The 21,393-nt window shown below is 55.1% G+C and carries 26 protein-coding genes; 16 read left to right on the top strand and 10 right to left on the bottom strand.

The features are described 5' to 3' along the window. The first annotated feature begins 8 nt into the window (after nucleotides 1-8). From dapF to I9W95_RS02190, 3 genes are read left to right on the top strand one after another with little or no spacing between them, the layout of a single operon-like run. The gene (gene dapF / locus I9W95_RS02200) at nucleotides 9-839 is read left to right on the top strand and encodes a diaminopimelate epimerase (RefSeq protein WP_225671388.1); all 831 of its coding nucleotides are present in this window, start codon (nucleotides 9-11) and stop codon (nucleotides 837-839) included. Between the two features lie 22 nt (nucleotides 840-861). Next, the gene (locus I9W95_RS02195) at nucleotides 862-1,533 is read left to right on the top strand and encodes a DUF484 family protein (RefSeq protein WP_225671386.1); all 672 of its coding nucleotides are present in this window, start codon (nucleotides 862-864) and stop codon (nucleotides 1,531-1,533) included. Nucleotides 1,534-1,540: 7 nt separating this feature from the next. Then, nucleotides 1,541-2,251 (top strand): HAD family hydrolase, encoded by a 711-nt coding sequence (locus I9W95_RS02190; RefSeq protein WP_225671384.1) that lies wholly within the window; start codon nucleotides 1,541-1,543, stop codon nucleotides 2,249-2,251. On the opposite strand, the gene I9W95_RS02185 is transcribed toward I9W95_RS02190, so the two are convergent. The 3 genes from I9W95_RS02185 to I9W95_RS02175 form a co-directional block, all read right to left on the bottom strand. Beyond that, the gene (locus I9W95_RS02185; protein WP_225671382.1) at nucleotides 2,196-2,876 is read right to left on the bottom strand and encodes a DUF3047 domain-containing protein; all 681 of its coding nucleotides are present in this window, start codon (nucleotides 2,874-2,876) and stop codon (nucleotides 2,196-2,198) included. The genes I9W95_RS02190 and I9W95_RS02185 overlap by 56 nt on opposite strands. A gap of 158 nt (nucleotides 2,877-3,034) precedes the next feature. After that, entirely contained in the window at nucleotides 3,035-3,337 is a 303-nt protein-coding gene (locus I9W95_RS02180) for a hypothetical protein (protein WP_225671380.1), read from the bottom strand. Nucleotides 3,338-3,619: 282 nt separating this feature from the next. Then, entirely contained in the window at nucleotides 3,620-4,021 is a 402-nt protein-coding gene (locus tag I9W95_RS02175) for a c-type cytochrome (RefSeq protein ID WP_225671378.1), read from the bottom strand. A gap of 189 nt (nucleotides 4,022-4,210) precedes the next feature. Between I9W95_RS02175 and I9W95_RS02170 the strand changes: the two genes are divergently transcribed. The 7 genes from I9W95_RS02170 (at nucleotide 4,211) to I9W95_RS02140 (ending at nucleotide 10,703) form a co-directional block, all read left to right on the top strand. Beyond that, nucleotides 4,211-5,314, top strand: coding sequence for a transglycosylase SLT domain-containing protein (locus I9W95_RS02170; RefSeq protein ID WP_225671376.1), 1,104 nt, complete (start codon nucleotides 4,211-4,213; stop codon nucleotides 5,312-5,314). A gap of 46 nt (nucleotides 5,315-5,360) precedes the next feature. Beyond that, the gene (locus tag I9W95_RS02165) at nucleotides 5,361-6,593 is read left to right on the top strand and encodes a DEAD/DEAH box helicase (RefSeq protein ID WP_225671374.1); all 1,233 of its coding nucleotides are present in this window, start codon (nucleotides 5,361-5,363) and stop codon (nucleotides 6,591-6,593) included. Between the two features lie 89 nt (nucleotides 6,594-6,682). Then, nucleotides 6,683-6,871 (top strand): YnbE family lipoprotein, encoded by a 189-nt coding sequence (locus I9W95_RS02160; protein WP_263866066.1) that lies wholly within the window; start codon nucleotides 6,683-6,685, stop codon nucleotides 6,869-6,871. 26 nt (nucleotides 6,872-6,897) lie between these two features. Beyond that, nucleotides 6,898-7,218 carry a YdbL family protein gene (locus I9W95_RS02155; protein WP_225671372.1) on the top strand — a complete coding sequence of 107 codons (321 nt, stop codon included), beginning with the start codon at nucleotides 6,898-6,900 and terminating at the stop codon, nucleotides 7,216-7,218. Nucleotides 7,219-7,229: 11 nt separating this feature from the next. Further along, a complete protein-coding gene (locus tag I9W95_RS02150; RefSeq protein WP_225671371.1) occupies nucleotides 7,230-7,826 on the top strand; it encodes a LemA family protein in 597 nt (198 codons plus the stop codon). Between the two features lie 71 nt (nucleotides 7,827-7,897). Continuing rightward, nucleotides 7,898-9,868, top strand: coding sequence for a M48 family metallopeptidase (locus I9W95_RS02145; RefSeq protein WP_225671368.1), 1,971 nt, complete (start codon nucleotides 7,898-7,900; stop codon nucleotides 9,866-9,868). 211 nt (nucleotides 9,869-10,079) lie between these two features. Continuing rightward, complete coding sequence (locus tag I9W95_RS02140; RefSeq protein WP_225671366.1) at nucleotides 10,080-10,703, top strand: TetR/AcrR family transcriptional regulator; 624 nt, start codon at nucleotides 10,080-10,082, stop codon at nucleotides 10,701-10,703. Here the strand turns inward: I9W95_RS02140 and I9W95_RS02135 are convergent, their stop codons facing one another. Further along, on the bottom strand, nucleotides 10,704-11,588 hold the full coding sequence (locus I9W95_RS02135; protein WP_225671364.1) for a prenyltransferase: 885 nt from the start codon (nucleotides 11,586-11,588) through the stop codon (nucleotides 10,704-10,706). 175 nt (nucleotides 11,589-11,763) lie between these two features. Here I9W95_RS02135 and I9W95_RS02130 point away from each other — a divergent pair, with 175 nt between their 5' ends. Together I9W95_RS02130 and I9W95_RS02125 are read left to right on the top strand one after the other, a co-directional pair. Continuing rightward, complete coding sequence (locus I9W95_RS02130) at nucleotides 11,764-12,441, top strand: TetR/AcrR family transcriptional regulator (RefSeq protein WP_225671361.1); 678 nt, start codon at nucleotides 11,764-11,766, stop codon at nucleotides 12,439-12,441. 33 nt (nucleotides 12,442-12,474) lie between these two features. Then, nucleotides 12,475-14,184: an acyl-CoA dehydrogenase family protein gene (locus I9W95_RS02125; RefSeq protein WP_225671349.1), complete on the top strand. Its 1,710-nt coding sequence runs from the start codon at nucleotides 12,475-12,477 to the stop codon at nucleotides 14,182-14,184. 80 nt (nucleotides 14,185-14,264) lie between these two features. On the opposite strand, the gene I9W95_RS02120 is transcribed toward I9W95_RS02125, so the two are convergent. Together I9W95_RS02120 and I9W95_RS02115 are read right to left on the bottom strand one after the other, a co-directional pair. Beyond that, nucleotides 14,265-14,660 (bottom strand): hypothetical protein, encoded by a 396-nt coding sequence (locus I9W95_RS02120; protein WP_225671347.1) that lies wholly within the window; start codon nucleotides 14,658-14,660, stop codon nucleotides 14,265-14,267. A gap of 59 nt (nucleotides 14,661-14,719) precedes the next feature. Then, nucleotides 14,720-15,502: a S1/P1 nuclease gene (locus I9W95_RS02115; protein WP_225671345.1), complete on the bottom strand. Its 783-nt coding sequence runs from the start codon at nucleotides 15,500-15,502 to the stop codon at nucleotides 14,720-14,722. Nucleotides 15,503-15,631: 129 nt separating this feature from the next. Here I9W95_RS02115 and I9W95_RS02110 point away from each other — a divergent pair, with 129 nt between their 5' ends. Further along, nucleotides 15,632-16,036, top strand: coding sequence for an MAPEG family protein (locus tag I9W95_RS02110; protein ID WP_225671343.1), 405 nt, complete (start codon nucleotides 15,632-15,634; stop codon nucleotides 16,034-16,036). A gap of 1 nt (nucleotide 16,037) precedes the next feature. Then, on the top strand, nucleotides 16,038-16,286 hold the full coding sequence (locus I9W95_RS02105) for a hypothetical protein (RefSeq protein ID WP_225671341.1): 249 nt from the start codon (nucleotides 16,038-16,040) through the stop codon (nucleotides 16,284-16,286). Here the strand turns inward: I9W95_RS02105 and I9W95_RS02100 are convergent. The 4 genes from I9W95_RS02100 to I9W95_RS02085 all read right to left on the bottom strand — a co-directional run bounded on the left by I9W95_RS02100 (nucleotide 16,283) and on the right by I9W95_RS02085 (nucleotide 18,830). Next, nucleotides 16,283-16,573, bottom strand: coding sequence for a DUF167 family protein (locus I9W95_RS02100; protein ID WP_225671339.1), 291 nt, complete (start codon nucleotides 16,571-16,573; stop codon nucleotides 16,283-16,285). The two genes, I9W95_RS02105 and I9W95_RS02100, sit on opposite strands and share 4 nt — an antisense overlap. After that, on the bottom strand, nucleotides 16,570-17,157 hold the full coding sequence (locus tag I9W95_RS02095; RefSeq protein WP_225671337.1) for a YggT family protein: 588 nt from the start codon (nucleotides 17,155-17,157) through the stop codon (nucleotides 16,570-16,572). Before I9W95_RS02095 ends, I9W95_RS02100 begins: the two co-directional genes overlap by 4 nt. Before the next feature lie 103 nt (nucleotides 17,158-17,260). Continuing rightward, a complete protein-coding gene (gene proC, locus I9W95_RS02090) occupies nucleotides 17,261-18,079 on the bottom strand; it encodes a pyrroline-5-carboxylate reductase (RefSeq protein ID WP_225671336.1) in 819 nt (272 codons plus the stop codon). Nucleotides 18,080-18,137: 58 nt separating this feature from the next. Beyond that, nucleotides 18,138-18,830 (bottom strand): YggS family pyridoxal phosphate-dependent enzyme, encoded by a 693-nt coding sequence (locus tag I9W95_RS02085; protein WP_225671333.1) that lies wholly within the window; start codon nucleotides 18,828-18,830, stop codon nucleotides 18,138-18,140. A 130-nt stretch (nucleotides 18,831-18,960) separates the two neighbouring features. On the opposite strand from I9W95_RS02085, the gene I9W95_RS02080 reads away from it, so the two are divergent. Both I9W95_RS02080 and I9W95_RS02075 read left to right on the top strand, forming a co-directional pair. Beyond that, a complete protein-coding gene (locus I9W95_RS02080; RefSeq protein ID WP_225671331.1) occupies nucleotides 18,961-19,995 on the top strand; it encodes a type IV pilus twitching motility protein PilT in 1,035 nt (344 codons plus the stop codon). Between the two features lie 11 nt (nucleotides 19,996-20,006). Further along, nucleotides 20,007-21,122 carry a PilT/PilU family type 4a pilus ATPase gene (locus I9W95_RS02075; protein WP_225671329.1) on the top strand — a complete coding sequence of 372 codons (1,116 nt, stop codon included), beginning with the start codon at nucleotides 20,007-20,009 and terminating at the stop codon, nucleotides 21,120-21,122. Nucleotides 21,123-21,393 lie beyond the last annotated feature (271 nt).

Here is a 21,393-nt window from a genome sequence, read left to right as displayed (position 1 = left end):
ATAACACTATGTGGCTTAAATTCAGCAAAATGCACGGGCTTGGTAACGACTTTATGGTGGTCGACCTGGTCACTCAGTCAGGACAGATTCGTTCTGACAAAGTGCGTGAGCTGTCCGATCGTAATTTCGGTATCGGCTTTGATCAGCTGCTGATTGTTGAACAGCCGTCGCGCCCGGATGTCGATTTCCGCTACCGCATTTTCAACGCCGATGGCAGCGAAGTGGAAAACTGCGGTAATGGCGCCCGTTGTTTTGCCCGCTTTGTCTACGATCAGCACCTGACCGGTAAGCGTGATATTCGCGTTGAAACCGCCAATGGTCTGATGGAACTGCACCTCACCGACGACCGTCAGGTGGTGGTGGATATGGGTAAACCGATTCTCGAGCCGAAAGTGATCCCGTTTGAGGCCGACAGCTTTGCGCCAGAATATAAGGTGCATATTGAAGGCATTGGCGAGGTGGCACTGGGTGCGGTTTCCATGGGTAATCCGCATGCTGTTGTGCGTGTGGATAACATCGACACTGCACCGGTGGAGGAATGGGGGCCGTTAATCGAACCGCATCCGGTATTCCCGCGTAAGGTGAACGTTGGCTTTATGGAAGTGGTGGATGAACACCATATCCGTCTGCGTGTATTCGAGCGCGGTGCCGGTGAAACCCTGGCCTGTGGCACCGGTGCCTGTGCCGCCGTGGTTTCCGGTCAGCTGCGTGGCTGGCTGAAGCCAGGTGTGACCGTGTCACTACCGGGCGGAGATCTGTTTATTGAATGGGATGGCGAGTCGAATGTTCGCATGACTGGCCCGGCGGTCACCGTTTATGACGGCCGCATTAATATCTGAGCAACAAGGTTAAGGACGTACAATGAGCCAGCAACCCCGCCTGACTGAAGCCGATGTCGTGCAGTTCCTGCAGGATCATCCGGATTTTTTCATTGGTAAAGATGATGTGCTGGCTGATCTGCGCGTTCCTCATCCAACCGGTGGTGCGACCAGTCTGCTCGAGCGTCAGCTGAGCGTGCATCGTGAGCGCAATGTCGAGCTGCGCCAGCGTTTGTCCGACCTGCTGGAAAACGCCCGCCGTAATGATCAGCTGTTCGAGAAGAGCCGCCGCCTGGTACTGGCGCTGGTGGAAGCCGAAAGCTGGCTGGGCGTGCAGGCTGCTCTGGATGATTCCCTGCGCAAGGATTTTGGTGTTGATGCCTGGGCATTGCTGCACTTCACTGAGCGCAATCTGGAAGAACCGCTGATTGCTATCCGCAACGCCGAAACCCAGCGTACGATACATCGCCTGTTCCGTGGCCACCGTGCTGTGTGTGGTCAGCTGGCACAGGAAGATATTGCTCGCTTACTGGGATTGGAAAGCACCAGCGCACGTTCAGTCGCTGCCGCACAGGTGCGTGGTCCGGGCAACATCGGTGTGCTGGCCATTGCCAGTGACGACCCTTCCTATTACCGCAGTTCGATGGACACCCTGTTCCTCGACTACATCGCCGACATTCTCGCCCTGCGTCTGCCTCAGATTCCGGTTGCCTGACAACGCCATGGTTATTCGTCTGCTGACGCTGGATCTGGACAACACCTTGTGGGAAACCGATCCGGTTATTGTGCGCGCCGAGAAAGCGACGCACGACTGGATCGCTGAACATGCCCCTCAGGCTGCCAGCTTTTACAGTCTTGAAGCCCTGCGTGAATACCGTAATCAGATTGCGGAATGCTACCCGGACCTGCGTTTTCGGGTGTCGAAGTTACGTGAAGAAGTGCTGCGTCGGGTGTTTATGCAAAGCGGTATCGATCGTGATCGCTCTGCGCAACTGGCGGCGGATGCCTTTCAGGTGTTTTACCGTGCGCGCAGCGACGTCACCCTGTTTGAAGGAGCAGAGGCATCACTGCAGGCCCTGGCGGTTCAGTATCCGTTGATGGCGGTTACCAATGGCAATGCTGATCTGCAGCTGATTGGCATTGAACATTACTTTCAGGCGCATTTCAGTGCCGAAGACGTCGGCGCCCCTAAGCCTGATCCGGCGTTGTTTCAGGCTGCATTGAAGTCGGCAGGTGTCGACGCCAGTGAGTGCATTCACATTGGCGATCATCAGGAACAGGATATTGTGGCGGCCGCCACACTGGGGATGAAGACTATCTGGGTCAATCTGAGCGATGCCGCCTGGGCCCACTCAGACGTGAGCCCGGATCAGGAGATCACTCATTTATCGCAATTGCCGGCTGCTGTCGCTCAGCTGGTTCAAGACTGCTGAGTGTCAGTGCATCAATAAAGGCGCCGGTAATGGCGTCTTCTTCCGGCATACCGAGCCCCACTTCGATATGATCGATGGCGGGCATGGCCTCATTGTAAATGGCTGACCAATCGGCGTTGAGATCGCGACTGATGCTGTACCAGTGTTCCGCTCGGGCATCGGCGCCAGTTACCACCAGAACGTGCTCAAAATCAGAGCGCGTCTCTATTGCGCCGCTTTCGGCATTGGAGTCCCACACGTAATGCAGAGTGCGGGCCGGCCAGTCCTCAGTCTCTTTCAGAAACACCGACAGACGTATCAGCTTGCCACCATCGACAAAACTGTCGACGCTCCATTGCCATTTAAGGCCGGGATGATCTGGCTGCTCTTTTATACGACGGCTGAGTGACAGCTCATCGTCACTGGCCATACGGATAACGTTGCCCTGCAATACGTCGTACTGGATATCCACTTCACAGCCACGGCAATCCTGGTCCCACTCAGCGAGTTGCTGGGCAGACAGAATTTCGGCTGCGTGGCTCTGGTGTGAACCGGAGACCAGCCACAGTACGGTGACGGCTAACAGCGCAATGGCTGCGGGAATTGCATGCATACGACGACGGGATTTTTTCGAGTATATGTACATAACCAGGGCTTCCTTGCCAGAGGTTTTCGCAGGATAGCAATAGTTTTGCTCACGGGTTAACCGTTTTGTGTAAATTTGGTCACCAGTGGGCAAAAATCGTCACTAAGTGGTAGACAAAGCCCGGCAGCGGTGGCCGGGCGGGTCAGCAGGGCCCGTTATCAGATAGGGCGACTGCCGTAGTTAGACGTCGGTTTGCGTGGTGGATCGGCCATGACGTTATCGTCAATGGTCTGAATCTGGCCGCCGCGGGCGAGAAAGGCTTCAACTTCTGCTGCCATGGACTCGCGTACACGATTACGTGCTGCCAGCGATGAGTGACTTTCGTCTGCGGCAGCAGCAGTTGCTTCCTCATCATCACTGTCGTTACTGTCTGAGTCGGCACTCATTTCAGTGTCATCGTTGTCCATCTCGTCTTCGCCATCGATGGCTTCGTCCTGCATCTCCAGTTCTTCATCGCTCATAGGTAGTCTCCTGTTGTTCTTATCGGACATCAGGTCCGTTGCTTTCCGCATAACATATAGACGAGGCTGGAGAATCTGCCAGATTCGGCAAAAAAAAATTACGAAAAGGAAAAAATATCGACCCGTGGAGAGGGAATTTGGCGGAGCGGAAGGTGTCTGGCGACTGAAAGTTAACGAACAGGCGTTAAGGCAGATCTGAACCGTTCAGCGCAGCCTTATATAAATGTACATAAAAAAAGCCGCATCCCAGGATGCGGCTTTTCGGTTCAGCTCAGGCTCGGATTAACGGCCAGACATGAACTTGATAGCAGCCAGCAGTTCGTCATCAGAACAGTTAGCGCAGTTGCCTTTTGGTGGCATGGCGTTGATACCGCTGATGGCGTTTTTCAGGGTTGCATCCATACCTTTGGCCAGACGCTCGTCCCATGCAGCCTTGTCACCGTTTTTTGGTGCGCCCAGGATGCCGGCACCGTGACATGCACTACATGCCGCGCCGTAAACTTCTTCGCCGGAACGTGGTTCAGCCGCAGCAACAGCAGCACCGCCGCATTCAGCGCCAACACATACTTCGCCAACTGGCTTGATACGCTCAGCGATTTTTTCTGCCTGTGCGTCAGTCGCAGCGTAGGCCTGAGCCATTACCAGGGTGGCAGCAGCCATAATCAGTGCTTTCAGTTGTTTCACGGAAAATCCTCTCTCAGCTAATCCGGCTTACCGTTATTAAAATCGCCGGGCATTATAGCGGTATTTTGTGGGGGTTTAAATTAAATCTCCGGCAAAAGATCATGACCCTGATCAGGAGTTATGCCCGCTGTGGAACATCCGGGGCGTTACAGGTCCATACTACAGGGCAGATGGCGTAAGGAGAAAGTAATGGCCTCAAGACGACAGCTACTCACCCGACTGCTGCAGACAACCGCGCTGATGGCGGCTGCGCCAGGACTGCTGGCGTCGGATTTTTCCAGCTACATGCAGAGACAGCAACAGGGCGTAAAGGACATGCAGCTCAGCTGGCAGAGCTATCGCCAGCGTTACCAGCAGGCCTGGCAGGCCTATCGGACCAGGCTGGCCCGGGTCTGGACTGATCCGCTGCTGCCGTCGCAAAAGGTCTGGGTGGAGTACAGCGATGATCTGCGTACGCGGCGTGAGCTGGACTTTGCCCGCAATGAAGTACGTCTGTCATTTGCCGCAGGAGATGACGCGCAGCTGACTGATCAGCGTATTCGCGCTGAATTTGAACGGGTGATGCAGCAGGCCCTGACCGAGGCTGCACGTCAGGATGGGGTGATGCGTGCCGCCGAGCCACAGCAGACGCTGTCCTCCGATCTGCCGCTGGCAGGGGGCAAAGCAGACTGGAAGCAGGTTGCTGCTGACAGGACACGTTCGGCAACGACCACACCCAGAGGTGAGGTCATCACGATTACGATTCCGCTGGCATCGGCCTTGCCTGACCGCTCACAACAGTATCTGCCGCTGGTGCAACGTTACGCCCGTAAATGGCAAACAGAGCCAGCACTGGTACTGGCCATTATGGAAACGGAATCGGCGTTTAATCCTATGGCACGCAGCCATATTCCGGCCTTTGGCCTGATGCAGATTGTTCCCGCCAGCGCCGGTCGGGATGCGAGCCAGCATGCTTATGGTCGTGAGCGGCTGCTCAGTGGCACCGAGCTGTGTACCCCGGAAGTGAATATTGAGCTGGGCTGCGCTTATCTCAACCTGCTCGACAAGCGTTACCTGCGGGCGGTGACTGACCCGACCAGTCGTCTGTTCTGTGTGATAGCGGCTTACAACACCGGCGCGGGTAATGTGGCCAGGGCATTCTCCGGCAATACATCCGTGGCGGATGCCGCCAGCAAGATCAACCGTATGACATCTAAGCAGGTATACGCCCATCTGCGTGGCCATCTGAAATATGAAGAAGCACGCAACTATCTGTACAAGGTGACCAAGGCGCTGCAGAGCTACCGTGGCTGAATGCTGGCCGTGGTAGAATGGCGTCTTTAACTGCGGAACCATCATCATGAGCTTTGCTGAACTGGGCCTGGCCCCGAATCTGTTGTCCGTTCTGGATGCGCTGGGCTATCAGCAGCCAACGGCAATTCAGCAAGGCGCAATCCCTGCGGTACTGGCCGGCCGCGATGTTCTGGCGGGGGCACAGACGGGTACGGGTAAAACCGCAGCGTTTTTACTGCCGTTGATTCAGCGTCTGGCAGATGGTTCTGGCAGCGCCAATGCACCGCGCTTACTGGTGCTGACGCCAACCCGCGAACTGGCGCAGCAGGTGGCTGACAGTGCGCTGCGCTATGGAGCTGGTAGTGGTCTGTCGGTTGGCGTCGCCTACGGCGGTGTCAGTCTGCGGCCACAAATCGAAGCGCTGAATGACGGTGTGGATATCCTTATCGCTACCCCGGGGCGCCTGCTGGATTTACGCAATCAGGGCGCTCTGACCTTTGCCTCGGTGCAGACACTGGTGCTGGATGAAGCCGACCGCATGCTCGACCTCGGTTTCAGTGATGAGATTCTGGGCATTCTGAAACAACTGCCGAAGACGCGTCAGACTTTGTTCTTCTCGGCTACTTTCCCGCAAAGCGTAAAAGATATGGCGTTCGGTATGCTCAATGATCCGGCGCAAATCGAAGTTACGCCGCAGAACAGCACCGTCGATACGATTAAGCAAACCCTGTATCAGATGGATAAGAAGAAGAAAGCCGGTGCTCTGGCCTTTCTGATTGGCTCCGGTAACTGGCAGCAGGTGCTGGTGTTTGTGCGCACGAAACAAGGTGCGGATGCGCTGGTAAAAGAGCTGGCACTGGATGGTATTAAGGCGGATTCACTGCACGGCGATAAAAGCCAGGGGGCACGTCAGCGTGCGCTCGATGACTTCAAAGCCGGTACTGTGCGGGCCTTGGTGGCAACGGACGTGGCGGCACGGGGTATCGACATTCTGTCGCTGCCGCATGTGGTGAACTACGAATTGCCGTACAAGGCCGAAGACTATGTGCATCGCATCGGTCGCACCGGACGCGCCGGGCAGGATGGCCATGCCATCAGTCTGGTCAGTCGTGATGAAGAAAATCTGCTGAACGATATCGAGCAACTGATCGGTCGGCCACTGCCGATGATCTGGTTGACAGGCTTTGAACCGAGCTTCGACGAGGTGGTCGAACGTAAGGGTAATCCGCGGCGGCAGCGGGCCAAGGCGAAAGCCAAAGCCAGGGCGCAGGCCACCTACGGCATACGCAAAAAGAAATAGCCCACAAAAGCAGCGCGGCAGGATTGCATTCGCGGCTGTGGCCTATAGAGTAAACAACGGATATCAATCTCCTGCGAAGGACCGGACCAATGATCAAGCTGAAACACAGTCTGCTGGCGCTGATGCTGTTGCTACCCCTGGCGGGTTGCACGCTCAAAGTGGCAGCCCCGGAAAAACCCATCACCATTAACCTCAACGTGAAAATCGAGCACGAAGTGCGGGTGAAGGTAGAAAAAGAACTGGAAAACCTGTTCGAAGAAGAAGACGGGCTGTTCTGAGCGAGCGACGGATTAAGGAGTCAATCATGAAAAAAGTAACACTGATGATCGCGGCGCTGCTGGTTTCTGTAAGCAGCTGGGCGCTGGAGCTGGATGCGGCCAAACAAATGGGACTGGTCGGCGAACAGATGAACGGCTATCTCGGTCTGGTGGCCAGCAGTAACAGCGAAGCCGCTGCACTGGTGGTGGAAATCAATCAGCAGCGCAAACTGAAGTATCAGGAAATTGCCGCCAAGCAGAACACAGCACTGGCCAATATTGAAAAAATAGCCGGTGAAAAACTGACCGCGAAAGCGGCCGCTGCGGGTGAATACCACCAGAGCAGCGCTGGCAGCTGGAACCGCTGAGGAACAAAATTATGGGTACTTCAACAATTGTTACTCTGGTGGTGATCGCCCTGGCGGTGGTTTATATCATCAGTATCTATAACAACCTGGTCAGCCTGAAAAACCGCTATCAGAATGGCTTCGCGCAGATAGAAGTTCAGCTTAAGCGTCGCTACGACCTGATTCCGAACCTGGTGGAAACAGCAAAAGCCTATATGGCCCACGAGCGTGACACGCTGGAAGCGGTCATTGCTGCCCGTAATGAAGCCATGGCCGGTCTGAAGTCAGCTGCCAGTCATCCCGGTGCTGCTGATGCTATGAAACAGCTGGCCGGCGCGGAAGGTTCGCTGGCCGGTGCGCTGGGTCGCCTGAGTGTGGTGATGGAAGCTTATCCGGATCTGAAAGCGAATCAGAACATGATGCAGGTGTCAGAAGAACTGACCAGCAGTGAAAATAAAGTGGCGTTTGCCCGTCAGGCATTCAACGATGCGGTGACCGCATACAACACCTATCGTCAGTCATTTCCTCCGGTTTTCTTTGCTGGCATGTTTGGTCATCGCAGCGATGCCACCTTGCTGGAATTTGAAGACAGCGCGCAGATTCAGAGCGCACCTAAAGTCAGTTTCTGATCGTTCACGCCGGAGTTGCCAGTAAACACTCCGGCGTTATTTTTCGGACGTTATTTTTTCGGGCGATTGGCATGGACTTCTTTGCTCATCAGGATCAGGCGCGCAAACGCACCGGTCATTTAATTCTGCTGTTTTCTGCAGCGGTACTGTCTCTGATTGTGTTACTCAACCTGCTGCTGGCATTTGTGCTGTGGGGTATGGATAACCATCTGGTGGGCAAGTATCAGGCCTCTGTGCAGGCGGCGCATAATCCTGATGCTCTGTTTAATACCGCTACGTTTCTCGATTACATCACACTGCAGCAATGGTTGCTGATCAGCGCCGGTGTGATTGTCGTGGTGGGTGGTGCCAGCCTGGTGAAATGGATGATGCTGCGTGGTGGCGGCCGGCGGGTCGCCGAGTCGTTGGGCGGTCGTTTGTTACTGCCCGACAGTCGCGATTTCTACGAACGTCGTCTGCTCAACGTGATTGAAGAAATGGCCATCGCTTCCGGCATGCCGGTGCCGCTGGTGTATGTCATGGACGATCATAGTATCAATGCCTTTGCTGCGGGTTATCAGCCCTCGGATGCCGTCATCGGTGTTACCCGTGGTTGTATGGAAAAATTGTCGCGTGAGCAATTACAGGGCGTGATGGCGCATGAGTTCAGCCATATTTTTAACGGCGATATGCGGCTGAATATCCGCTTAATGGCGGTACTGTTCGGGATTCTGTTTATCGGTCTGATTGGCCGCTTTATTCTTGATGCTACTTCCCGCCGTCGTTATGTCAGTAGTTCTAATCGCGATAAAAATTCTCTGCCGTTCTTCTTGTTCGGACTGGGGCTGGTGGTGATCGGTTACGGCGGCGTTTTATTCGGCAATCTGATTAAAGCGGCGGTGTCACGCCAGCGTGAATTTCTGGCTGATGCCTCCGCTGTTCAGTTCACCCGCAACCCGCAAGGTATTGCCGGAGCATTGCAGGTTATTGGCTATGGTGCGGGCAGCGAAATAAGCAGCCCTGAGCGTGAAGAGACGGCGCATATGTTTTTTGGTCAGGCGTTGCCGTTTCGGTTTTCCGGCTTTGCCACCCATCCGCCGCTGGATGAGCGTATCCAGCGCATTGACCCCAACTGGAACGGCCAGTTTATGGCGCCACAACGGCGTGAGCAGGCGGAGCAGGAATCGGCCGACATAGTCGCCGCGTTGCAGTTAAGCGGTGGTGCCGCGCTGGCCATGGCTGCTGCGCCTGCGGCCGCCGCGGCTAGCAGTATTCCGTATGAAGTGGTCAGTGATGAAGCACCGCAAGACAGTGATCAGCAAGCTCTGCAGACATTAGCGGCTGCGGCGCGGGATACTTACACGGCGCGCGTGTTACTGGCCGGACTGTTGCTGGCGCCCGCAGAGCGCATGGTGCATGAGATGCAGCTTGATCTGATTCGCCAGCAGGAAGGTCAGGATTTCTACCGCCAGATTCTGCGTCAGTTGCCATTGGTGAAGGCTCTTAACCCGGCGCAGCGTCTGCCGCTGGTCGAACTGGCGATGCCTGCATTGAAGCAGTTGTCAGTACTGCAATATCAGGACTTCCGCAAACTGCTGGTACAGCTGGCGAAGGCTGATGGTGAAATTGATATTTTCGAGTGGTGTCTGTACCGACTGACGCTGCAATACCTGAATCCGCACTTCGAAACCGTTGCCCCGGTAGCGACGCGTTATGCGAAAGAGAAAGACATCAGTGATGCCATCAGCAGTGTGCTTTCGGTGCTGGCCTGGTATGGCGCTAATCAGCAACAACAGGCGGCAGAGGCCTTTGCCAAAGGCGCGCAGGCAGCTGGCTTTACCACTTTGACGCTGCAGCAACGCACTTCCAGTCTGAAGCCGCTGAATCTGGCGCTGACCCGGCTTAGTGAAGCCTACCCGCATCTGAAAGGCCGTCTGATCAAAGCCATGCAAGCCTGTATGGATGCTGATGGGCGGCAGAAAGGTGTGGAGCTGGATCTGGTGCGTACCATAGCCGCCATTATGGAAGTGCCTGTTCAGCTGAATGAACAGGGTGTTGCGTAACTGAGCCGGCAGGCGACTTCTTCCCTGCGTGGGCTGTGGTATTATGCAGCCCACTTTTCTTCCGGATTCTTCCGGTCATAAACCGCCCGCGCGCAGAACGAGGCGGTGTCATAACACCATCCTGCACATACTTACTTAATCCTCTCAGGCATTGGACTGCGGTGAGGCTGTGTTTTCTATTCCGAACGCTGGATAAAGAACAGGAGCGGATATGTTGCAACCAGGTCTGACAACGGCCCAGCGACGCATTTATAAAGCGGCGATTCATCTGTTTGCTGAAAAAGGCTCAACTCAGGTGACGGTTCGTGAGCTGGCAGATATCGCTGGTGTGGCCCGTGGCACTGTGTATAACCATGTCGACTCCATCGAAGACCTGTTCGAGGATGTGGCTGTGCATCTGGCCGATGAAATGAATCACCGTATCCTTAATGCGTTTCGTCAGCACCCGGACCCGGCGGCCAAACTGGCTGCAGGTATTCGCCACTATGTTCGTCGTGCCCACGAAGATCCGGCCTGGGGTGACTTTATCAGCCGCTTTGGTTTTAACAGTGTGGCCTTGCGCCGTCTGGGCAGTGGCGCCCCGGTGCAGATTCTGCTGGATGGTATTCAGCGCGGGCAGTATCAGGTACGTCAGGATCAGTTGTCGGCGGTAATCACCATGGCCGCCAGTTCGGTGTTGGGTGCCATCTATCTGGTGCGTGAAGGTTTACGCACCTGGCGTGATGCCGGCAGCGATTGCGCCGAGCTGGTATTACGTGCGCTGGGTATTCCCGCCGATGAAGCCCGGGCACTGGCCACCGCAGAGCTGATGCCACTGCCCGAACCGCGTCGTTAATCAGGCCAGAAACAGGCTGCCAGCGAGAACTGCCGGAGTCAGCAGTGATGACACGACGTTGGCGGCCATAAATTGCGGTTGCTGGCCGATGTCCTGTCCCAGCGTGCGTGCGCCCTTATACGCCACCAGATTCAGCAGCAGCGGCAGCAGAGCCAGCAGTGACCACAGAGGAAACTGTGCACTGACAACACCGGCAACAATCACGGCGGCAGTGGCCAGCACAAACAACAGGTAGGCCTGGGTGCTGCGCGCAACACCATAAGCGATAGGAAAGTGATTTCGGCCAACACGCTTGTCTGCGTCGATATCCGGATACTGATTCAGCAGTAACAGGTTATTCACCAGAAAGAAGGGCACCAGCGCCGCCAGCCACAGCGTCAGGCTGTCACCACCACCCAGCGCATACGCTGTACCGGCGACCATCGCCAGACCGAAACCGAAGCCGGGTGCAATCAGGCACAGCCACGGACTGCGGTTAATCTGGCGAGTATACGTCACGATAATAATTAAACCAGCCAGCCCCAGTGGCAGCAGGCCCGTCATGCCCTGCCACAGAAACCACAGACCAATGCCGGCACAGAGCAGCAAGGTAGCAACACCGAATGCCAGCACGCCTTGTGCCGCAGCCGGATTAGCCGGCAGTGCACCGCTGCCGCCACTGAACGGTGTGCGTTCTGTCGTCAGATCCAGACCACTGCGAAAATCGAGATATTCGTTCAGGGCATTAACACTGATGTGCGCGGCTAACGCGCCCAGCATGATCAGCGCCAGGCTGACGCCATCCGGAGTAATGCCTTGCATCAGCGCCGCCGCTACACCGAGCAGCACACAAATCGGGGTCAGAATCAGAAAAGGTCCACGGGCGGACTGAAGAATAGAGTGCATCAGAGAATCCTTTTTGCCTGGTACGACAGGGTATTGGCTGATTATGACAGATGTACTGATCTGAGTTGAGTGCGGGTATATTTTTGTAGAAGTGAATGTTAATTCATTTGTTTGACGCAAAGTGTGAATGGTGATTCACTGTTTGCCATATTTCTGCTGGCAGATGCATCGACCTATGGCTTACCGTGAAACCGAACTTACCCGGGCGAAGAAAACCCTGACCCGAGAACGCTTACTGAAAGCGGCGCGTGATCTGGTAGCACAGGGTGGCTTTGCCGCAGCTACGGCAGCCGCGGTGGCAGAGAAGTCCGGCGTTGCGGCCGGCACCATTTATCGTCATTTCCCTAACAAGTCAGAGCTGGTGGCTGAGGTGTTTCGCTATGCCACGGAACATGAGGTGGCGAATGTACTGGCCGCCAGTGAGCCGCTGACCAGTAACGACAGCTGTACTCAGCGTCTGCAGCGTGCACTGGTGTGTTTTGCCGAGCGCGCCTTACGCGGCCCGCAACTGGCCTATGCCTTAATCGCTGAGCCGGTAGACCCGCGGGTTGAGCAGGAGCGTCTGAAATACCGTCTGGCCTATGCCGAAATTTTCGAAGAGCTGATCCGAGACGGCATAGTCAGCGGCGAGTTTGTTGCGCAGCAAGCCAGCGTCAGTGCCGCAGCTCTGGTCGGCCTGCTGTCCGAAGCCCTTATTGGCCCGCTGTTTCCCGGTCAGACGCTGACCACTGACAATACCAGCGCAGTTGCAGCTCGTGCAGCGATTACCGAATCCGAACAACAACAATTAATCCAGCAACTCAGTGCCTTGTGCCTGCGTGCACTGGGCGTTAATGCCCACACCCACGCCTGATACTGAGCCAGAGGAACCCAGCCCGGAGGCCCTATGAATAAGCCAGAACGATTAACCGCCAGCGATTACGCCGCGTTCGAACGCCATGAGCACAAAGCCCAGGCGGAAACCCATCCGGTATTTAACCAGCCCACTGCGCTGGAAAATTTTAATACCTATACCAGTGACCTTGCCCTGCAATACTGGGTGAAGGCTTACGGTGGTGACTGGGCGGAAGATCGTCTGATTGCCTACGGCGAACGCTGTGGCGGTGATCTGATTGAGGCGGGTTTTCAGGCCAATGAAAATAAACCGAAATTTTATCCACACGACCGCTTCGGTAATCGTATCGATCTGGCGAAATTTCATCCGGCGTATCACGAACTGATGCGCAGCGCGATCGAAGCAGAAATGCATGCGCTGCCGTGGTCTACACCGAGAGCGGGTGCTCACGTCGCCCGTGCCGGCATGGTGTATCAGCACATGAATGCGGATGCTGGCTCCGGCTGCCCGTTAACCATGACATTTGCTGTTATTCCGGCGTTGCAGCACTCGCCGCAGATTGCCCGCGAGTGGTTGCCGAAAATTATGGCGCGCCATTACGATGAACGTAACGTTCCGTTTTTCGAAAAAGAAGGCCTGACCATCGGTATGGCCATGACCGAAAAACAGGGTGGTTCGGATGTACGTGCTAATACCACCCGCGCTTATGCGCTGGGCGAAAAAACCGGCAATGGCGCGGAGTATGAAATTGTCGGCCATAAATGGTTCTGTTCGGCACCGATGTGCGATGCCTTCCTGGTGCTGGCGCAAACCGAAAGTGGTCTGAGCTGCTTCCTGCTGCCACGCTGGCGCCCGGATGGTTCAAAAAACCAGATGTATGTGCAGCGCTTAAAAGACAAGCTGGGGAATATTTCCAATGCCTCGTCAGAAGTGGAATTCCGCGGTGCTTTTGCCTGGATGATCGGTGATGAAGGGCGCGGCGTGCGTACCATTATTGAAATGGTTTCCATGACCCGCTTCGACTGCATGATCGGTTCTGCTGCGCTGATGCGTGGTGCGCTGGCCCAGGCGGTACACCATACCTCCGGCCGTGCGGCATTTGGTAATAACCTGCATGAGCAGCCGCTGATGCAGAACGTACTGGCTGATCTGGCGCTGGAAAGTGAAGCGGCACTGGCGATTACCATGCGTGTCGGTCATGCACTGGATAATCTGGAAGACGAGCATGAAAACCTGTTCGCTCGTCTGGCCACGGCGGTGGGCAAATACTGGATCTGTAAACGCGCACCGCATTTTGCCTATGAAGCCATGGAGTGCGTCGGCGGTGTCGCCTACGTTGAAGATAATATTCTGCCACGCATTTATCGCGAAGCGCCGGTGAATGCCATCTGGGAAGGTTCGGGCAACGTGCAGTGTCTGGATGTACTGCGTGCTATGGCGAAAGAACCGGCTGTAGTTGATGCCTTCTTCGCTGAACTGAAAAAAGCCTGCGGCCAGTACGACGCATACGATCAGTATTTAGTGGATCTGCAGGGCGAGTTTGCCGATCTGAGCACGCTGGAATATCGCTCACGTACCGTGGTCGATAAACTGGCGGTGGCGCTGCAAGCGTGTGTGCTGATCCTTAAGGGCGAAAGCAATATAGCGGAGGCTTACGTAGGTTCACGCCTGACGCGCAATGGCGCGTTTAACTACGGTACTCTGGATACGGGTATCGATTGCGCATCTATTATGAAGCGTGCACAGCCTAAGCTGGACTGACAGCAGATACCCCAGAGGGATGTTTCTCACTGGGGTTACCTGATTCTTACATGGTCTGATCTGGTGCGTTTACTGCGTTGTTATTCCTCTGCGGCAGCGGTTTCCGTTGCCGCTTCCATTTCAGCATTGCTATCTGCAGGCTCGGTTGCCATTTCGTCAGGGCTCTCCTGCGGCTGAATATCTGCAGCAGATATCTCGCTCATACTGGTTTCGCAATTCCAGCCCCAGCCACGCTGTTTCTGCACAAAGGCTTCGGCTTTCTGTTCACAGAAACCGCTCTCATTCTGAGCGCTCCACAGTACCGACGCACCGTTGTCTTTGGTGTACACCACATCGCACGGCACCAGGCCACCCTGTGGATAAACCACTTCAATCACTCGGGTCTGGTCGCCGTGACTGCAAACGGATTTCATGCCGGCCTGCGCCGCTGGCACCGCAGCGAGTAATACCGATGCCAGTAATACCGTAGATTTCATAACACGTCCTTCCTTTGCTGTGGATTGAGGGCTTACTAAATCGTCGCAGGCGGTATGGGTCAATCGGACTGAGGTCGTTTTGTGATCTGTTCGTGGATTTCGTCGAGCAGATTCGCCAGTCGTGCGGCAGCCAGTTGCATGCGTTGCTGCAATTGCGGTGCGAACAGCTCTGCGTAGCTGTCGTCCACTCGCTTGCGTTGCTGGTAGTCGGCGTAAATGGCGCGGGTCAGCGCCAGTGAGCCACTGGCCCAGCGTTCGGGAAAGTCGCTGCGGAAGCCGCTTTCCACCGCAGGCAGTGGCTGCAGCGCCCGTACCTGATCAGCAACGCGCAGGCTGCCGGTCAGGTCGCCGTCCCATAGCGCGTGCAGGTTGGTACGCTCACCACGGAAGCGAATATCGGCGCGATTACCACCGCGGTCATCGGCATAACTGACGTGCATTGGCTGATGAATATCGGCCATTAAATGGCCGATGAATAACAGCGCCTGCCAGTCATCAGGGTTGCTGAGCAAGCGCTCGCGCATATCGCGAATCGCTGATGTGACGCAGCCCTGAGCCGGGCAATCGCCCGGTTTTACCGTGGTAGCGCTGCGTGGCACGTTGATGTAGTGCCAGACTTTCGTATGTTCCATATCGCTTTGCTTGCGCACTTTATCCGGCCATACGCAGCCAGAGCTGAAGCGTTTCTGTGGACTGTTGGCCATCACCTGTTTCAGCCATTGTCGGGTAGCCGGTTGTACCTGTTGCCAGGCGGCCTCACAAATGGCGATATGGGCAGGTGCTTCAAAAGCGGCGCCGGGCAATGAGGTCAGTAGCATCAGCAGAGGCAGAATCAGTCTCATAGGATCTCCCAATCCGGGTTCAGGCAGTGTTCAGCCTGATTAAGCGATAGTTGGCAGCCTCGGAGATAGGTCGGGCAGCGTCAGAAGAGTATGCTCGTGCCAGTGGAATAACAATAAAAGAGGTCGGACATGTTATTAATCAGCGGAATATACGTAGCACTGACAGCGCTGTTATTACTGGCGTTAGCCTACCTGGTGGTACGGCAGCGTTTACAGTATAAAGTGGCTTTGCTGGATGGCGGTGAGAAACACATTACGGTTGCCATGCGCGCCCAGGCGAATGCGCTGGAAACGGCGGTACCGGTTTTACTGTTACTGATGGTGGCTGAGCTGAATGGCGCCTATCCGGCGTTTTTGCATGTGTGTGGTATCGGCTTTTTGCTGTCGCGTTTTATGCACGCCTGGGGCTTCACGGTATCACAGGGCGGTGTGCACTTTGGTCGTTACTACGGCACTTTGATTACCTGGCTGGTGTTACTGGCGTTGATTATTCGCGTGCTGTGGTTGTCACTGGCGGGATTAATGGCGGGCTGATATGAGAATGCGGGAAAAAGCGATCCTGTTTTATCTGGTATTTGCCATCGGTGGAATTTTTCTGGCGGTGCAGATTGAACGCTGGCTGCAGTTGGGTGGGGTCGCTTTGCTTTTGTTGCTTCCGGTGGGAGGCGTTTTCGAGCTAATGACTTTTCGCTGCCCGCATTGCGGAGACACGCTATTGATGGGGCCACACAAGCCCCTGGATGTGTTTTGTCGCCAGTGCTACTCGTGTGGGAAAAATATCTAGTGACTGATACCCGTTTCGGCGGGTAGTTTTTGCGGCTTGCGGATACGCACGCGCTTATGCCGGTTCAATTCCCCGCTGATAATTTCCACGTCGCTTTTGGCAATACCGAATTGTTTGGCCAGAAATTTAATCAGTTCCGTATTGGCTTTGCCTTCGACAGGTGGCGCCTGAATGCGGATTTTCAGGGCATCGCCATGCAGACCGGCAAACTCACTTTTTGAGGCTTTCGGCTGCAGGTGGCAGACGAGAATCAGATCCCCGTCTGTCCATTGGGCGAAGCTGCTCACAGACCGATAATCAGGCCCGCAGGAACCTGAGTCATCATCGCCAGAGGACGCAGCAGCAGAATCTCAACGATCTGAATGAGCAGAAATACGGCAATCGGCGACAGATCCAGACCGCCCATGTCCGGCATTTTTGCACGAATCGGGCGAATCACCGGTTCCAGTATCTGATTAATCAGAATCAGTGCCGGGTTGTAGGAATTCGGCGCAATCCAGGAAGCAATCACCACAATGATCAGGCCCCAGAAATAAATATTCACCATCAATGACAGAATGCCAACCAGCGCCCAGATAAATACGTTTGCCCAGGGGATGCTTGCGCCAGCGACCAGCAGAATGGCGGCCATGGTCAGCAACTGTACGCCATAAGCCAGAACCAGAGCCGCGACATCCAGTCCACCAAAGCCCGGAATAACGCGACGCAGCGGGATCAGCAATGGGTTGGTGAACTTAACTACAAACTGGGAAATGGGGTTGTAGAAGTCGGCCCGGACCAGTTGCAGTAAAAAGCGCAGCATGACAATGAACAGCACCATGCTGCCGACGGTATTGATCAGCAGTAAACCAACCTGAGATAGCGGGGACATGAAAACTCAAAGCTCCGTGAATGATTTGCAGGACACCTGACTCACCATGAAACATATAGGCGCGTCAGGTGCTTTTCCAGTGCAACAGTGGAAAAAGTCTGCGTTAATCGCCTAATTGCTGACTCAGCTCGGCGCCACGATCATTGGCTGCTTTCAGCGCCGCATCGACGATGTCGCGCAGGTGAGCAGCTTCAAAGGTGGCAATTGCACGCTCAGTGGTACCGCCCGGTGAGGTCACTCGGCGGCGCAGTTCGGCTGGATCAACATCGGATTTCAGCGCCATCTCGGCAGCGCCAGCAGCCGTTTGCAGCGTCAGACGCGTTGCTGTTTCTTTGCTCAGGCCGAGCTTCTGACCAGCAGCAATCATGGCTTCCATCAGCAGAAAGTAATAAGCCGGACCACTGCCGGAAACGGCAGTTACCGCGTCAATTTCGCTCTCGTTCTTCACCCACACGGTCAGACCAACTGCGCTTAACAGGGAATCGGCCTGATTACGCTGGTCAATGGAAACCGCCGCGCTGGCAAACAGGCCGGTAGCGCCGCGTCCAAGCAGGGCTGGGGTGTTTGGCATGCAGCGTACCAGTGCTTTGCAACCGCTCCAGCTGGCCAGAGAATCCATGCTGATACCGGCAGCAATGGAAATCAGCAGCGGCTGACGGCTGCTTAGTGTTGCCTGCAGTGGCTGCAGAACGTCTTTCATTACCTGAGGTTTAACTGCCAGGATAACGACATCGGCTTTGGCTATGGCATCGAGGTTATTTTCATGAACGTTAATGCCGAAGTCTTTGCTCAGTCGGGCGCGTTGCTCGGCACCCGGATCAGAAACGTGGATCATGGATGCTTTCACATCGCCGCCTTTTACCAGACCGCCAATGATGCTGGTGGCCATATTGCCGCCGCCAATAAATGCGATTTGAGACATGCTTGTTCCTTAGAGTTCAGTGCCGGCGATGGCCGGCTCAGTTTGTATTCAGTATGGATCAGTGTGCGCCGCGTGCACCAAAAATGTCGGTGCCTATACGTAACTGGGTTGAGCCACAGGCAACCGCGAGTTCGAGATCGCCGGACATGCCCATGGATAAAGTGTCTGCCTGCGGATAGGTGATTTGCAGGGTATGCAGCAGCTCGTGCATCAGCCGCAACTGACCGGCCAGGCGTTCTTCATCGCCGGTATGCTCTGCGATGCACATCAAACCACGCAGGCAAAGTCCGGGTAAAGAGGCAACCCCGGCAGCCAGTTCGGCAATATCCTCTGGCATGACTCCACTCTTCTGTGGCTCGGCGCTGATGTTTACCTGCAACAGCACATTCAGTGCCGGCATGCCGGCTGGACGCTGTTCGCTCAGGCGGCGGGCAATCTTCAGACGATCAACGGTCTCTACCCAGTGGAAGTGCTCTGCCACCTGGCGCGACTTATTCGATTGCAGCGGGCCAATAAAGTGCCATTCTATATCTGTCAGATGACTCAGCGCGGTAATCTTATCCATACCGTCCTGAACATAATTTTCACCGAAAGAACGCTGGCCAAGACGGTATACCTCTTCCACCATAGTGGCAGGCTTGGTTTTGCTGACCGCCAGCAGTTTTACTGCGGTTTCGCTGCGACCTGCAGACTGGCAGGCCTGATGAATACGCGCTTTAACGGCGAGGTACTGTTGTTCAAGTGTAGACATTACGAAGGCTTGGTTTAGGATGCTCTGTATTTGATTTGCTTCCCATTCCGGGGAAGTGAACACTGATAATATAGAAGGTTGCCGGCCGCTGCATCTGCGGAACAGGTAATCCGTATTACGAGGAGAGGTTATGGATATTACAGAACTGCTGGCCTTCAGTGCCAAGCAAGGTGCTTCGGACTTACATTTATCGGCAGGTCTGCCCCCCATGATCCGTGTTGACGGTGATGTTCGCCGTATCAATCTGCCGTCGCTGGGCCACAAAGAAGTTCATAGTCTGGTGTACGACATCATGAACGATAAGCAGCGTAAGGATTTCGAAGAATTCCTCGAAACTGACTTCTCCTTTGAGGTTCCGGGCGTGGCTCGCTTCCGTGTTAACGCCTTTAACCACAACCGCGGCGCCGGTGCGGTATTCCGTACCATTCCTTCCAAGGTTCTGACCATGGATCAGCTGGGCATGGGCCAGGTGTTTAAGGATCTGGCCATGGTGCCTCGTGGCATCGTACTGGTTACCGGTCCGACCGGTTCCGGTAAATCGACCACACTGGCAGCGATGGTGGATTACATCAATGAAACCAAATACGACCACATCCTGACGGTGGAAGACCCGATCGAATTCGTACACGAGTCGAAAAAATCGCTGGTGAACCAGCGGGAAGTTCACCGCGATACCCTGGGCTTTAACGAAGCGCTGCGTTCTGCGCTGCGTGAAGACCCGGATGTGATTCTGGTGGGTGAGATGCGGGATCTGGAAACCATTCGTCTGGCCCTGACCGCAGCAGAAACCGGTCACGTGGTATTTGGCACGCTGCACACCAGCTCGGCAGCAAAAACAATTGACCGTATTGTTGACGTATTCCCGGCGGAAGAAAAATCCATGGTGCGTTCCATGTTGTCGGAATCGCTGCAGGGTGTAATCTCGCAGACGCTGCTGAAAAAGAATGGCGGTGGTCGTGTGGCAGCACACGAAATCATGGTGGGCACACCAGCGATCCGTAACCTGATTCGCGAAGATAAAATTGCGCAGATGTATTCGGCTATTCAGACCGGTGCAGCACACGGTATGCAGACGATGGATCAGTGTCTGCAAACACTGCTGTCGCGTGGTCTGATTAACCGCGAAGTGGCACGTGAAAAAGCTAAGATTCCGGAAAATTTCTGAGGTAATAACGCATGGCGATGGACAAATTTCTGCGCCTGATGGTGGAGAAAGGAGCCTCTGACTTATTCATTACGGCGGGTGTTCCGCCGTCAATGAAAGTGAACGGCAAGATCATGCCCCTGACCAAAAATCCGCTCAGTGCTGAACAGACGCGGGAAGTGGTGCTGGGGCTGATGAATGCCAAACAGCAGGATGAGTTCGAAAGTCAGAAAGAACTTAACTTTGCGATTAATGCCTCGGGTATTGGCCGTTTCCGTGCCAGTGCTTTTTATCAGCGTAACGTCTGCGGCATGGTATTGCGTCGTATTGAAACGCGCATTCCGAGCGTCGACCAGCTGGGCTTACCGGATATCATCAAAGAGATATCCATGGCTAAGCGCGGTCTGATCCTGTTTGTGGGGGCAACCGGTGCAGGTAAATCGACCTCGCTGGCAGCCATGCTGGGGCACCGAAACCATAACAGTAAAGGCCATATCCTCAGTATTGAGGACCCGATCGAATTTATTCATGCCCACGATGGCTGCATCGTGACCCAGCGTGAAGTCGGACTGGACACCGACAGCTTTGACGTAGCGCTGAAGAACTGTCTGCGTCAGGCGCCGGATGTGATCATGATTGGTGAGGTGCGTTCCGCTGATACGATGGAGCATGCCATTACTTTCGCCGAAACCGGTCACCTGTGTCTGGCGACGCTGCACGCTAACAATGCCAACCAGGCGCTGGAACGTGTGATTCACTTCTTCCCGCCGGAGCGCCACAGTCAGGTGTGGATGGATCTGTCGCTGAACCTGCGTGCCATTGTCGCGCAGCAGCTGATTCCAACGCCGGATGGTCGTTCACGTCGTGCGGTGGTCGAAGTATTACTGAACAGCCCGTTAGCCGCTGACCTGATTCGTAAAGGCGAGGTTCACGAACTTAAGCCACTGATGGCTAAATCGAATGAAACAGGTATGCAGACCTACGACCAGGCGCTGTACGCGCTGTATGAGCAGGGTGAGATTACTTATGAGGATGCTATTGCCCATGCAGACTCACCGAACGATCTGCGCCTGATGATCAAGCTTGGTTCTGAAACCGACGCTGACCATCTCGATGGCGCGACCCGTAACCTCAGGTTGCAGGATTAAAAAAAGGAGTGCATTACACTCCACTGCTGTCCCACAAATTTGTATTTGAACTTTTGTGAGATATTCCAGGCCCCTTGTCCTCATAGAGGGGCCTTCCGAAACGTCGGACCGCCCCTCTCGCCGGACGGGCGTGACTCCTGACCGCCATGGATGGCGGAAATGCAGGTTTTGCAGGAGCTAAAACCGGCCCGCTTCGCGCTGTCCTGGCTCGTTTACCCTTGAAACCTTGATATTTACTGACCGCACGCCCCATCGGCCATCCATGGCCGGG

Source organism: Thalassolituus marinus (genome assembly GCF_020320395.1).
Classification (GTDB): Bacteria; Pseudomonadota; Gammaproteobacteria; order Pseudomonadales; family Oceanobacteraceae; genus Venatoribacter; species Venatoribacter marinus.
This window is presented reverse-complemented; position numbering and strand designations above follow the sequence as displayed.

What these genes read in the sequence shown, in the direction of transcription:
- dapF (WP_225671388.1), top strand. Translation starts at nt 9, where the DNA reads ATGTGGCTTAAATTCAGCAAAATGCACGGGCTTGGTAACGACTTTATG.
- I9W95_RS02195 (WP_225671386.1), top strand. Translation starts at nt 862, where the DNA reads ATGAGCCAGCAACCCCGCCTGACTGAAGCCGATGTCGTGCAGTTCCTG.
- I9W95_RS02190 (WP_225671384.1), top strand. Translation starts at nt 1,541, where the DNA reads ATGGTTATTCGTCTGCTGACGCTGGATCTGGACAACACCTTGTGGGAA.
- I9W95_RS02185 (WP_225671382.1), bottom strand. Translation starts at nt 2,876, where the DNA reads ATGTACATATACTCGAAAAAATCCCGTCGTCGTATGCATGCAATTCCC.
- I9W95_RS02180 (WP_225671380.1), bottom strand. Translation starts at nt 3,337, where the DNA reads ATGAGCGATGAAGAACTGGAGATGCAGGACGAAGCCATCGATGGCGAA.
- I9W95_RS02170 (WP_225671376.1), top strand. Translation starts at nt 4,211, where the DNA reads ATGGCCTCAAGACGACAGCTACTCACCCGACTGCTGCAGACAACCGCG.
- I9W95_RS02165 (WP_225671374.1), top strand. Translation starts at nt 5,361, where the DNA reads ATGAGCTTTGCTGAACTGGGCCTGGCCCCGAATCTGTTGTCCGTTCTG.
- I9W95_RS02160 (WP_263866066.1), top strand. Translation starts at nt 6,683, where the DNA reads ATGATCAAGCTGAAACACAGTCTGCTGGCGCTGATGCTGTTGCTACCC.
- I9W95_RS02155 (WP_225671372.1), top strand. Translation starts at nt 6,898, where the DNA reads ATGAAAAAAGTAACACTGATGATCGCGGCGCTGCTGGTTTCTGTAAGC.
- I9W95_RS02150 (WP_225671371.1), top strand. Translation starts at nt 7,230, where the DNA reads ATGGGTACTTCAACAATTGTTACTCTGGTGGTGATCGCCCTGGCGGTG.
- I9W95_RS02145 (WP_225671368.1), top strand. Translation starts at nt 7,898, where the DNA reads ATGGACTTCTTTGCTCATCAGGATCAGGCGCGCAAACGCACCGGTCAT.
- I9W95_RS02140 (WP_225671366.1), top strand. Translation starts at nt 10,080, where the DNA reads ATGTTGCAACCAGGTCTGACAACGGCCCAGCGACGCATTTATAAAGCG.
- I9W95_RS02135 (WP_225671364.1), bottom strand. Translation starts at nt 11,588, where the DNA reads ATGCACTCTATTCTTCAGTCCGCCCGTGGACCTTTTCTGATTCTGACC.
- I9W95_RS02130 (WP_225671361.1), top strand. Translation starts at nt 11,764, where the DNA reads ATGGCTTACCGTGAAACCGAACTTACCCGGGCGAAGAAAACCCTGACC.
- I9W95_RS02125 (WP_225671349.1), top strand. Translation starts at nt 12,475, where the DNA reads ATGAATAAGCCAGAACGATTAACCGCCAGCGATTACGCCGCGTTCGAA.
- I9W95_RS02120 (WP_225671347.1), bottom strand. Translation starts at nt 14,660, where the DNA reads ATGAAATCTACGGTATTACTGGCATCGGTATTACTCGCTGCGGTGCCA.
- I9W95_RS02115 (WP_225671345.1), bottom strand. Translation starts at nt 15,502, where the DNA reads ATGAGACTGATTCTGCCTCTGCTGATGCTACTGACCTCATTGCCCGGC.
- I9W95_RS02110 (WP_225671343.1), top strand. Translation starts at nt 15,632, where the DNA reads ATGTTATTAATCAGCGGAATATACGTAGCACTGACAGCGCTGTTATTA.
- I9W95_RS02105 (WP_225671341.1), top strand. Translation starts at nt 16,038, where the DNA reads ATGAGAATGCGGGAAAAAGCGATCCTGTTTTATCTGGTATTTGCCATC.
- I9W95_RS02095 (WP_225671337.1), bottom strand. Translation starts at nt 17,157, where the DNA reads ATGTCCCCGCTATCTCAGGTTGGTTTACTGCTGATCAATACCGTCGGC.
- proC (WP_225671336.1), bottom strand. Translation starts at nt 18,079, where the DNA reads ATGTCTCAAATCGCATTTATTGGCGGCGGCAATATGGCCACCAGCATC.
- I9W95_RS02085 (WP_225671333.1), bottom strand. Translation starts at nt 18,830, where the DNA reads ATGTCTACACTTGAACAACAGTACCTCGCCGTTAAAGCGCGTATTCAT.
- I9W95_RS02080 (WP_225671331.1), top strand. Translation starts at nt 18,961, where the DNA reads ATGGATATTACAGAACTGCTGGCCTTCAGTGCCAAGCAAGGTGCTTCG.
- I9W95_RS02075 (WP_225671329.1), top strand. Translation starts at nt 20,007, where the DNA reads ATGGCGATGGACAAATTTCTGCGCCTGATGGTGGAGAAAGGAGCCTCT.